General features: G+C 73.0%; 10 protein-coding genes and 1 pseudogene. 10 read left to right on the top strand and 1 reads right to left on the bottom strand.

From position 1 onward, the window contains the following. The 4 genes and pseudogenes from ABZ914_RS33810 to ABZ914_RS33795 form a co-directional block, all read left to right on the top strand. Window positions 1–366 (top strand): annotated as a pseudogene (locus tag ABZ914_RS33810) (TIGR03620 family F420-dependent LLM class oxidoreductase); the annotation flags it as partial. A 75-nt stretch (window positions 367–441) separates the two neighbouring features. Beyond that, complete coding sequence (locus ABZ914_RS33805) at window positions 442–1,086, top strand: PadR family transcriptional regulator (protein ID WP_500198242.1); 645 nt, start codon at window positions 442–444, stop codon at window positions 1,084–1,086. A 150-nt stretch (window positions 1,087–1,236) separates the two neighbouring features. After that, the gene (locus ABZ914_RS33800; RefSeq protein WP_500198240.1) at window positions 1,237–2,238 is read left to right on the top strand and encodes an ATP-binding cassette domain-containing protein; all 1,002 of its coding nucleotides are present in this window, start codon (window positions 1,237–1,239) and stop codon (window positions 2,236–2,238) included. After that, entirely contained in the window at window positions 2,235–3,011 is a 777-nt protein-coding gene (locus ABZ914_RS33795) for an ABC transporter permease (protein WP_500198239.1), read from the top strand. Before ABZ914_RS33800 ends, ABZ914_RS33795 begins: the two co-directional genes overlap by 4 nt. Window positions 3,012–3,042: 31 nt before the next feature. Here the strand turns inward: ABZ914_RS33795 and ABZ914_RS33790 are convergent, their stop codons facing one another. Then, the gene (locus ABZ914_RS33790) at window positions 3,043–4,443 is read right to left on the bottom strand and encodes a M20/M25/M40 family metallo-hydrolase (protein WP_500198238.1); all 1,401 of its coding nucleotides are present in this window, start codon (window positions 4,441–4,443) and stop codon (window positions 3,043–3,045) included. Between the two features lie 197 nt (window positions 4,444–4,640). On the opposite strand from ABZ914_RS33790, the gene ABZ914_RS33785 reads away from it, so the two are divergent. The 6 genes from ABZ914_RS33785 to ABZ914_RS33760 all read left to right on the top strand — a co-directional run. Further along, a complete protein-coding gene (locus ABZ914_RS33785) occupies window positions 4,641–6,263 on the top strand; it encodes a peptide ABC transporter substrate-binding protein (RefSeq protein ID WP_500198237.1) in 1,623 nt (540 codons plus the stop codon). A 6-nt stretch (window positions 6,264–6,269) separates the two neighbouring features. Then, window positions 6,270–7,196, top strand: a complete 927-nt coding sequence (locus ABZ914_RS33780) for an ABC transporter permease (protein WP_500198235.1) — start codon at window positions 6,270–6,272, stop codon at window positions 7,194–7,196. A 19-nt stretch (window positions 7,197–7,215) separates the two neighbouring features. Continuing rightward, window positions 7,216–8,196, top strand: a complete 981-nt coding sequence (locus ABZ914_RS33775) for an ABC transporter permease (protein ID WP_194736841.1) — start codon at window positions 7,216–7,218, stop codon at window positions 8,194–8,196. Window positions 8,197–8,203: 7 nt separating this feature from the next. Continuing rightward, complete coding sequence (locus ABZ914_RS33770) at window positions 8,204–9,238, top strand: ABC transporter ATP-binding protein (protein WP_387030640.1); 1,035 nt, start codon at window positions 8,204–8,206, stop codon at window positions 9,236–9,238. Further along, a complete protein-coding gene (locus ABZ914_RS33765; protein ID WP_500198233.1) occupies window positions 9,222–10,241 on the top strand; it encodes an ABC transporter ATP-binding protein in 1,020 nt (339 codons plus the stop codon). The genes ABZ914_RS33770 and ABZ914_RS33765 overlap by 17 nt, the downstream gene beginning before the upstream one ends. Before the next feature lie 66 nt (window positions 10,242–10,307). Next, on the top strand, window positions 10,308–11,066 hold a 759-nt coding region (locus tag ABZ914_RS33760; RefSeq protein ID WP_500198231.1), incomplete at its 3' end, for a spermidine synthase.

Here is an 11,066-nt window from a genome sequence, read left to right as displayed (position 1 = left end):
CGTTCGTGGGGGCCGCACTCTTTCGTGGTCGCGGTCCCGCCCTTCGTGCTGCACCCCCCCCCCCCCGCCCCCGCGGAGACCCCGCCGCCCCACGTCCGGGGCTACGTGCAGGCGGCGGAGCACCAGCGGGCCAGCGTCCGGCGGCTCGGCTACGGCGACGACGACCAGACGGGCGGTCCCGGAGGCGGCCCGAGCGACCGGCTCGTGGACGCCATCGTCGCGCACGGGGACGTGGACGCGATCCGCGCGCGCGTGCGGGAGCACCTGGACGCGGGCGCCGACCACGTCTGCGTCCAGGTCCTCACGGCGGACCCGGCGGAACTGCCGCTGGAGCAGTGGCGCGAATTGGCCCCAGCACTTCTCTGAGCCGGTTGGGCATGGACGCGATATGTCGCTTCTGCTTATACTCGTCTACGAGTAATCGCGGACGAGGAGCGCGGCATGGCGAAGCGGCGGAAGGTGGGCAACCTCCTGGGGCTCGCCGTGCTGTCGACGGTCTCCGCCAGGCCGATGCACCCGTACGAGATGGCCTCGCTGATGAAGGCTCGTGGCAAGGACCACGACATGGACATCAAGTGGGGCTCGCTCTACACGGTCGTCCGGAACCTGGAGAAGCACGGCTTCCTGGAGGTGGCGGGCAGCGTCCGCGACGGCGCCCGCCCCGAACGCACCGTCTACCGGATCACCGACGCCGGGCGCGAGGAACTGGCCGACTGGGTGCGGGAGCTGATCGAGGTCCCCGAACCCGAGCACCGGCGGCTCGAGGCCGGGCTGTCGGTGCTCGGCGCGCTCGGCCCGGACGAGACCGCCGAGCTGCTGCGCCGCCGCCTCGACGCGCTGGAGCGGCGGATCGCGGCCGAGCGCGCCGCGCTCGACGCGGAGACCGAGGTGCCGCGCGTCTTCCTGCTGGAGGCCGAGTACGCCCTGGCCATCGTGCAGGCGGAGGCGGACTGGGTGCGCGCGTTCCTCGGCGAGATCACCGGCGGCACCCTGGAGGGCCTGGCGATGTGGCGCGCGTTCCACGCCACCGGCCGCGTCCCGGCGGAGATCGCCGAGCTCGCGGAAAGGGGTGCCGCACAGAACTGATCACGGCCCGGCGGCGGTGCTGCAACACCGCCGCCGGGCCTCAGAACCCACCACGGAAACCCGCTCGCGGAGCAGGTCCCGGCGGCGAGACCTCGAAACCAGCCTATCCGGGACGCCCCGCCGAGCACGTCTCGCCGTACGGAGGCGACCATGGCGCACGCCATCGAGGCCGACCATCTGGTCAAGCACTATCCCGGCGACGTCCGGGCCCTGGACGGGCTGTCCGTCACCGTCGGCCGGGGAGAGATCCTCGGCCTGCTCGGCCCCAACGGGGCGGGCAAGTCCACCACCGTCAAGATCCTCACCACCCTGGTCCGGCCGGACGCGGGCACCGCGTCCGTCGCCGGGCACGACGTCCTGCGCCGCCCGGGCCGGGTGCGGCGCGCCATCGGGGTCGTGGCGCAGCAGTCCGGCGCCGACCCCGCCGCGTCGGGCCGCGCGAACCTGGTCCTGCAGGGCCGCCTGCACGGGATGAGCGGCGCGGACGCGCGCCGCCGCGCCGACGAGCTGCTCGACCGCTTCGGGCTGCGGGACGCCGCGTCCCGCCAGGTGAAGACCTACTCCGGCGGGATGCGGCGCCGGCTGGACGTGGCGCTCGGCCTCGTCCACCGGCCGCAGGTGCTGTTCCTGGACGAGCCGACCACCGGGCTCGACCCCGAGGCCCGCGCGTCGATGTGGGCGGAGATCGCCAGGCTGGCGGGCGACGACGCGCTCGCGATCCTGCTGACCACCCACTACCTGGACGAGGCGGACCGGCTCGCCGGGCGGCTGGCGATCGTCGACCGCGGCCGGGTCGTCGCGGAGGGCGCCCCCGACGCGCTCAAGGGCGAGCTGCGCGGCGACGCCGTCCACCTGGAGTGGCGGGAGGCGCCGGACGAGGCGCGGGTGCGCGAGGCGCTCGGCCGGCTGCCCGGCGTCCGCGACATCGTGCTGGACGGCGCGCGGCTCAGCGCGCGCGCCGACGACGGCGCGTCCGCGGTGCCCGCCGTCCTGGCCGCGCTCGACCAGGCCGGGCTGCCGGTGGCGGCGGCGACGGTCGCGCGGCCCTCGCTGGACGACGTGTACCTGCGGTACGCCGGACGCCGGTTCGCGCATGCCGACGCCGCCCCCGGCGCGGCGTCCGAGCCCGCGGAGATCGGAGGCGCGCGATGAGCGGGCTCCTCACCGGCACCTGGTGGATGACGCAGCGCCGGCTGTCGGCGCTCGGCCGCAACCCGGCCGTCCTGGTCATGACGCTCGTCCAGCCGATGATCTGGCTGTTCCTGTTCGGCGAGCTGTTCAAGCGGGTCGTGGAGCTGCCCGGCTTCGGCGCCCCGTCCTACCTCGACTACCTCGTCCCCGGGGTCGTCGTCATGAACGCGGTGTCGCTGAACTCGTTCGCCGGGATGGCCACCATGGACGAGATCGAGCGCGGCACCCTGAACCGGTTCCTGGTGACGCCGGTCCGGCGCAGCGCGATCACCAACGCGGGGATCGTCGAGCAGGCGCTCAGCACGGCGTTCCAATCCATCGTGATCATCGCGCTGGGCTGGGCGGCGGGCGCGCGCTACCCGGGCGGCGCCGGCGGGCTCGCCGTGCTCGTCGCCGCGTCCGTGCTGGTCGGCGTCGTCCTCGCGGCGCTGTCGAACACGCTGGCGCTGCTGCTGCGGGACCGCAACACCATCATCGGGCTCAACGTCATGCTGCTGCTGCCGCTGACGTTCCTGTCGTCGGCGTTCATGACGAAGGGCCTGATGCCGGCCTGGATCCGGCACGTGGCGGCGTTCAACCCGGTGAGCTGGGCGCTGGACGCCGGGCGCGCCGCGATGGCCGGCGACCCGGACTGGGGCTCGGTCGCGCTGCACGGCGGATGGCTGCTGGCCTTGACCGCGCTCACCGTCGCGCTGGCGATCCTCTCGCTGCGCAGCTACCAGAAGTCGCAGTGACCCCGGCACGGCCGGCGCGTGCGGCCCGGGGTCAGCGCGTGTCCAGGAAGCGGTCGAGGACGCGGGTGCCGAACGCCAGGCCGTCCACCGGCACCCGCTCGTCCACGCCGTGGAACATGCCGAAGTAGTCCAGGTCCGGGCCGAGCCGCAGCGGCGCGAACCCGAAGCTGGTGATGCCGATCGCGTTGAACGACTTGGCGTCGGTGCCGCCCGCCATCACGTACGGGACGGGCCGGGCGAGCGGGTCCTCGGCCCGCAGCGACCCGGCGAGCGCGGCGAACGTCGCGCCCGCCGGGTCCGCCGCCGGGGCCTCCTCGTGGTTGATGAACTCCCGGGTGACCTTCGGGCCGAGCAGCCGGTCGACGGTGGCGAGGAACTCCTCGCCGGTCCCGGGCAGGTACCGGCCGTCCACCTGCGCGGACGCCGTGCCCGGCACGACGTTCACCTTGTACCCGGCCTCCAGCCGGGTCGGGTTGGCCGAGTTGCGGACCGTCCCGGCGAACAGGTGCCCGGCGCGGCTGAGCCGCACCGCCTCCTCGTCGAGCCGGTCGTGGTCGATGGTGGTGCCGAGGGCGTCCGCCAGGCCGTCCAGCAGCGCCCGCACGCCCGGCGTCAGCCGCACCGGCCACTCGTACGAGGCGATCCGCGACACCGCGTGCGCGAGCTCCGCGACGGCATTGTCGGGCGCCGGCTTGGACCCGTGCCCGGCGGTGCCGCGCGCCGTCAGCCGCATCCAGGCGGTGCCGCGCTCGCCCGTCGCGACGGGGTAGATCCGGGCGCCCGCGCCGCCCTCGGGGGACGCGGCGTCCACGCTGAACCCGCCCGACTCGCTGATCGCCTCGGTGCAGCCCTCGAAGTACCCGCGGTGCTCGCGCGCCACGTACCGGGAGCCGTACTCGCCGGTGCACTCCTCGTCGGCGAGGAACGCCAGCACCAGGTCGCCGCGCGTCCGGCGGCCCGCGCGCAGCCGGGCCCGGACCGTCGCGAGCGTCATCGCGAGGCTGCCCTTCATGTCGACGGCGCCGCGCCCCCACACGCATCCGCCGAGCACCTCGCCGGAGAACGGCGGGACCTGCCAGTCGGACGCGTCGGCGGGGACCACGTCCAGGTGCCCGTGGACGAGGAACGCCGGGTGCGACGGATCGGTGCCGGGGATCCGGGCCAGCACGCTGGCGCGGCCCGGCGCCGACTCCACGATCTCGGCCGCGACGCCGACCTCGTCCAGCAGCGCCGCGACGTGCTCGGCCGCGGGCCGCTCCGGGCGCGCCACGCCCTCGCCCCGGTTGGTGGTGTCGAAGCGGATGAGGTCCGCGCAGATGGCGGCCGCCTCCGCACCCGCCTCCGTACCCGCCTCCGCGCCGGGGTCCCTGGCCGGGTCCGGTGCCGTCTCCGTTTCCGCCGTCTCCGCCGTGGCGTCCGGCCGCCGAGTCACCCGTCGTGCCCCTTTCGCAGGAAAGTTCAATTTTCCCCTGCCGCTGACCTGTGTCAACGGTTGATCAACAAGTCTCGATCCGGTTTCGACTCGGTCAGCGCCATACCGAAACCGCCGCGCCGGTACGACGCTGCCACCAACCTGAAGTGCGGCGGGTGTCCGGGCCCGGTGCACGAGGGGACAGCACGAGGAGGAGCATGACCAGCCTCAGGGACGCGGGCCCGCGCAGGGGCGCGCGGGGGAAGGTCGCGGCGCTCGCCGCGGTGGCGCTGGCGGCCTCGCTCGGCCTGTCGGCCTGCGGCGGGAGCGGGAAGAAGAGCGATGGCGTGTTCACCGTCGGCCATTCCGAACCCGACCACCTGGTGCCGGGCAACACCACGAGCAGCTACTCCTTCGACGTGCTCAGCGGGCTGTTCGACAACCTGGAGGGCCTCACCAAGGACGGCAAGCCGTACAACCTGGCCGCCGAGTCAGTCACGACCACCGACCAGAAGGTCTGGACGATCAAGGTCCGCGGCGGGCAGAAGTTCCACAACGGCGAGCCCGTCACCGCGGAGAGCTTCGCCGACGCCTGGAACAACGCCGCGTACGGGCCGAACGCCTACTCCGCCAACGACTACTTCTCGCACATCCAGGGGTACGACGCGATGAACCCCGAGGACGAGAACGCCAAGCCGAAGGCCGACAAGCTCTCCGGCGTCCAGGTCGTCGACCCCTCGACCCTCAAGGTGACGCTCACCGCGCCGTTCAACCAGTTCCCGCTGCTGCTGACCTACCCGGCGTTCGCGCCGATGCCGAAGGCGGGTCTGCAGGACCTCAAGGGCTTCGAGAACCACCCGATCGGCAACGGCCCTTACATGATGAGCGGGAACTGGGAACGCAACAGGCAGATCAAACTCGTGCCGTTCCCCGGTTACACCGGCCCGCGCAAGCCGAAGAACAAGGGCGTGATCTGGAAGAGCTACTCCAGCGCCGACAGCGCCTACACCGACCTGCGCGCCGGGAAGATCGACGTGCTGCAGACGATCCCGGCGGCGAAGGTGCCGGAGGCGAAGCGGCTGCTCGGCGACCGGTTCCTGCCCCGCAAGATGGGCACGATCGACTACCTCGGCTTCCCGCTGTGGGACAAGCGGTTCGCCAATCCGGACCTGCGCAAGGCCATCTCGATGGTCATCGACCGGCAGGGCATCAACAAGGCCGTCTACAACGGCGACTACTTCCCGGCCGACTCGCTGCTCCCGGCCATCATCGACGGGCACCGCGCGAACGCCTGCGGTGAGCTGTGCACCTTCGACCCCGCGAAGGCCAAGACGCTGTTCGACAAGGCCGGCGGGTTCAAGGGGACGATGGAGCTGTACTTCTCCAACGCCCAGCCCACCTACTACCAGTGGATGCAGATCGTCGCGAACTCGCTGAAGCAGAACCTCGGCATCCAGAACATCGAGTTCCGGCAGGTGCCCGCGTCCGACTACTTCTCGATGCTGAACAAGCGCGAGGAGAAGGGCCCGTACCGGCAGAACTGGGAGGCCGACTACCCGAGCGCCCAGAACTACCTCGAGAACATGTGGGCGTCGGACGCCAACCGCATGGGCTGGAAGAGCAAGGAGTTCGACGACCTGATCGCCAAGGCGAACAGCTCCGCCGACCACCAGCAGGCGCTGCAGTTCTACAACCAGGCCGAGGACGTCGCCATCCGCGAGATGCCGATGATCCCGCTGTGGACGTGGGCGGGCCAGGGCGGCCGCTCCAGCCACGTCGGCAACGTCACGATCACGGCGTGGTCGACCGGCCTGGTCGTCAACGAAGTGACGGTGAAGTAGCCGGCGATGTGGCGCTACGTCCTGCGGCGGCTCCTCCAGGCGATCCCCGTCTTCATCGGGACGACCCTGCTCATCTACGCGATGGTGTTCGCGTTGCCGGGCGACCCGATCCAGGCGCTCGCCGGGGACAAGCCCGTCCCCGCGAACGTCCTGGCGACGCTGCGGGACCGCTACAACCTGAACGACCCGCTGCTGGTCCAGTACGGCAAGTACATGTGGGGCCTCGTCCAGGGCAACCTGGGGGAGAACTACGACGGCCAGAACGTCGCGGACATGCTCGGGGGCCGCTGGACGGTGACCGCGCAGCTCGCGCTCACCGCCTGGATCTTCGAGCTGGTCATCGGGATCGCGCTCGGCGTGTGGGCGGGGCTGCGCCGCGGCAGGATGGCCGACACCCTCGTGCTCGGCGGCACCACGCTGCTGATCGCGGTGCCGGTGTTCGTGCTCGGCTACACCGCGCAGATCCTGTTCGGGCTGCACTGGCGGATCTTCCCGACGGCGGGGACCGACGACGGCTGGCCGATGAGCTACCTGCTGCCCGGCATGGTGCTCGGCTCCCTCGGCCTGTCGTACGTCGCCCGGCTGACCAGGACGAGCCTCGCCGAGAACCTGCGCGCCGACTACGTCCGCACCGCCAACGCCAAGGGGCTGTCGCGGGCGCGGGTCGTCGGCCGGCACGCGCTGCGCAACTCGCTGATCCCCGTCGTGACCTACCTCGGCGTCGACTTCGGGAACCTGATGGGCGGCGCGATCGTGACCGAGGGCATCTTCAACCTGCCGGGCATCGGCCAGCAGGTGTTCCAGTCCATCCAGCTGAAGGAGGGACCGGTGGTGGTCGGCGCGGTCACCGTGCTCGTGCTGATCTTCCTGCTGGTCAACCTGGTCGTGGACCTGCTGTACGGGCTGCTGGACCCGCGGATCAGGTACGAGTGACGAGCGACCCGGAGGGGCATTGAAGACGATCGACCCGGGCGCGGCCGACCCCGGCCCGCCGGGCGCGGAGCCGGAACCGGCGGACGCCGGGGCGGGCGCGGGCGCGCCGGGCACCGCCGCGGCGGCCGTCGCGGTCGCCGGCGGGCAGCTCGGCCGGGCGTCGCTGTGGGACGACGCGTGGCGCGACCTGCGGCGCCGCTGGGTGTTCTGGGCGTCGTCGGCGTTCCTGCTGCTGGTCGCGCTGATGGCGGCGGTGCCGCGGCTGTTCACCTCGACGGGCGTGAACGAGGGCTGCGACCCGAACCACGCCAAGCTCGGCCCGTCCGGCGCGCACTGGTTCGGCACCGACCTGGCCGGCTGCGACTACTACGCGCACGTCGTGCACGGCGCCCGGCCGACCCTGCTGATCGGCGTCGCGGTCACGCTGTTCGCGTTCGCCATCGCGCTGGTGTTCGGGATGCTGGCCGGCTACTACGGCGGGCTCCTGGACGCGCTGATCGCGCGGCTCACCGACGTGTTCTTCGGGCTGCCGTTCGTGCTCGGCGCGACCGTCATCCTGGTCGCCTTCCCGAGCCACGGGGTCGGCGCGATGACGCTGGTGCTGGTGCTGCTCGGCTGGACCACGATGATCCGCATCATGCGGGCGCAGGTCATCGCCGTCCGGGACGCCGACTACGTGCAGGCGGCGAGGCTGCTCGGCGCGTCCGACCGGCGGATCATGGCGCGGCACATCCTGCCGAACGCGATCGCGCCGGTGATCGTGGTCGCCACCCTCAACGTCGGCAACGTGATCGCGGGCGAGGCGACGCTGGACTTCCTCGGCGTCGGCCTGCAGTACCCGAAGGTGTCCTGGGGCCTGCAGCTGAACCTGGCGCAGGACTCCTTCGTCGACCACCCGCACCTGCTGATCTTCCCCGCGGTGTTCCTGTCCGCCACGGTGCTGAGCTTCCTGATGCTCGGCGACGCGGCCCGCGACGCCCTCGACCCGAAGCTGCGGTGAGCGCCCGATGACGACCGAGCTGACCGAAGACGTCCCGCGGGAACCGGCCGCGCCGCCGCCGCTGCTGGAGGTCGAGGACCTGCACGTGCTGTTCCGCGTGCGGGACCGCGACGTCCGCGCGGTGAACGGGCTGTCCTACACGCTCGGCGAGGGCGAGACCGTCGCGATCCTCGGCGAGTCCGGCTCCGGCAAGAGCGTGGCGGCGCAGGCGGTCATGGGCATCCTCGACACCCCGCCCGCGCGGATCACCGGCGGCTCGGTGCGGCTGCGCGGCGAGGAGTTGCTGGGGCTGCCCGAGCGGCGCCGCCGCGGCTACCGCGGCGACCGCATCTCGATGATCTTCCAGGACGCGCTGACCGCGCTGAACCCGGTGTTCACCGTCGGCGACCAGATCCGCGAGATGTACCGGGTGCACCGCGGCCTCGGCCGCCGGGCGGCCCGCGACAAGGCGGTCGAGCTGATGGAGCGGGTGCGGATCCCGTCCGCCGCGCAGCGGCTCGGCGACTACCCGCACCAGTTCTCCGGCGGCATGCGCCAGCGCATCATGATCGCGATGGCGCTGGCGCTGGAGCCGGACGTGCTCATCGCCGACGAGCCGACCACCGCGCTCGACGTGACCGTCCAGGCGCAGATCATGCGGCTGCTCGCCGCGCTCCAGGACGAGCTGCGGATGGGCATGGTCCTCATCACCCACGACCTCGGCGTCGTCGCCGGCGTCGCGGACAGGATCGTCGTCATGTACGCCGGGTCGGTGGCCGAGCAGGCACCCGCCCGGGAGCTGTACGCGCGGCCCGCCCACCCCTACACGCGCGGGCTGCTCGCGTCGGTGCCGCGGCTGGACCGGCGCGGCGACGCGCTCGTCCCCATCAAGGGGTCGCCGCCGAACCCGGCCGCGCTGCCTCCTGGCTGCCCGTTCCAGCCGCGCTGCCCGCGCGCCGAGGCGCTCTGCGCCGCCGAGCGCCCGCCGCTGGTCACCGTCGCGCCCGGCCACGAGGCCGCCTGCCACTTCGCCGAGGAGGTGCACGGTGCCGGAGCCGAGTGAGAGCCCGATCCTGCAGGTCGACGGCCTGGTCAAGCACTACCCCGTCACCCGCGGCGTGGTGGTCAAGCGCGCCGTGGGACACGTCCGGGCGGTGGACGGCGTCGACATGGAGCTGCGGCGCGGCGAGACGCTCGGCGTCGTCGGCGAGTCCGGCTGCGGGAAGTCGACGCTCGCCAAGCTGCTGCTGGCCGCCGAGCGCCCGACCGCCGGGACCGTCCGGTTCGACGGGCGGGACGTCTTCGCGCTGCCGCGCGGGGAGCTGCGCGCGCTCCGCCGCCGCATCCAGATGGTCCTGCAGGACCCGTACTCCTCGCTGAACCCGCGGATGACCGTCGGCGACATCGTGGGGGAGCCGTTCGCGATCCACCCGGACGCGGCGCCCAAGGGGGAGCGGCGTGCCCGCGTCCAGGAGCTGCTGGAGCTGGTCGGCCTCGACCCCGACCACGTCAACCGGTACCCGCACCAGTTCTCCGGCGGGCAGCGGCAGCGCGTCGGCATCGCCCGCGCCCTCGCCCTGCGCCCCGACGTCATCGTCTGCGACGAGCCGGTGTCCGCGCTGGACGTGTCCGTCCAGGCGCAGGTCATGAACCTGCTCGGCGAGCTGCAGCGCGAGCTCGGGCTGGCGTACGTGTTCATCGCGCACGACCTCGCCGCGGTCCGGCACATCTCCGACCGGATCGCGGTCATGTACCTCGGCAAGGTCGTCGAGACCGGCGACGAGGAGCAGATCTACGAGCACCCCACCCACCCGTACACGCAGGCGCTGCTGTCGGCCGTCCCGGTGCCCGACCCGGACGCGCCCGGCTGGGCGGGGCAGATCCAGCTGGAGGGCGAGCCGCCGTCGCCGCTGGACCCGCCGTCCGGCTGCCGGTTCCGCACCCGCTGCTGGAAGGCCCGCGACGTCTGCGCGGAGGACGTCCCCGAGCTGGTGGAGCGCGACGGGTCCGCGCACCCGAGCGCCTGCCACTTCGCCGAGGAGCAGGCGCTCACCGAGCAGGCCTGACGCCGCCCGGCCGCGCGGTCCCGACACCGGTCGGGACCGCACGGGACGGTTCCGTAGGGTGGAGGCATGGCGCGCAAGGGCAGGCACGGTCCGCGGCCGGACACGTTCACGATCGCGGGCGGCGAGGCCGAGCTGCTGCGCGACGCCGACCGCGACGGCGGCTGGATGCTGCTCGTCGGCGGCGTCCCGCAGTCCTACGTGGACCTGTCCGACCCCACCTACCTCGACTTCGAGTACATGCGGCTGATGGGCGACGTCGTCGACGCGCTCGGGCTGGAGGACGAGGCGTTCGACGCGGTGCACATCGGCGGCGCCGGGTGCACGCTGCCCCGCTACATCGCCGCGACCCGGCCGGGGTCGCGGCAGATCGTCCTGGAACCGGACGCCGAGCTGGTGCGGGTCGTGCGCGAGCGGCTGCCGGTGAAGGGCGTGCCGGGGCTGCGGATCCGCGTCACCGACGGGCGCAGCGGCATCGCCGCGCTCGCCGACGAGGCCGACGACCTGGTCGTGATGGACGCCTTCGCCGAGGCGTCGATGCCGGTGGAGCTGGCGACCCGCGAGTTCGTGCTGGACGCGGCGCGGGTGCTGCGGCCGCGCGGGGTCTACCTGGCGAACGTCGCCGACGGGTTCCGGCTGCCGTTCGCGCGGCGCGTCGCCGCGACCGTCCGGTCGGTGTTCCCGCACGCGCTGCTGATGGGCGACCCGGGCGTGCTGCGCGGCCGCCGGTTCGGCAACCTGATCATCGCCGCGTCGCGCGCGCCGCTGCCGGTCGCCGAGCTGACCCGGCGCGCGGCCGGCGGCGCCGCGCGGGCCCGGATGGTGGCG

Origin of the sequence: Spirillospora sp. NPDC046719, from assembly GCF_040645715.1 — a bacterium.
Classification (GTDB): Bacteria; Actinomycetota; Actinomycetes; order Streptosporangiales; family Streptosporangiaceae; genus Spirillospora.
Note: the sequence above shows the minus strand (reverse complement) of the source record. Positions and strands in the feature narration are given on the sequence as shown.

Bases quoted from the DNA above. Each gene is read 5' to 3' on its own strand.
- ABZ914_RS33780 (WP_500198235.1), top strand. From the start codon at position 6,270: ATGTGGCGCTACGTCCTGCGGCGGCTCCTCCAGGCGATCCCCGTCTTC.
- ABZ914_RS33805 (WP_500198242.1), top strand. From the start codon at position 442: ATGGCGAAGCGGCGGAAGGTGGGCAACCTCCTGGGGCTCGCCGTGCTG.
- ABZ914_RS33800 (WP_500198240.1), top strand. From the start codon at position 1,237: ATGGCGCACGCCATCGAGGCCGACCATCTGGTCAAGCACTATCCCGGC.
- ABZ914_RS33770 (WP_387030640.1), top strand. From the start codon at position 8,204: ATGACGACCGAGCTGACCGAAGACGTCCCGCGGGAACCGGCCGCGCCG.
- ABZ914_RS33795 (WP_500198239.1), top strand. From the start codon at position 2,235: ATGAGCGGGCTCCTCACCGGCACCTGGTGGATGACGCAGCGCCGGCTG.
- ABZ914_RS33785 (WP_500198237.1), top strand. From the start codon at position 4,641: ATGACCAGCCTCAGGGACGCGGGCCCGCGCAGGGGCGCGCGGGGGAAG.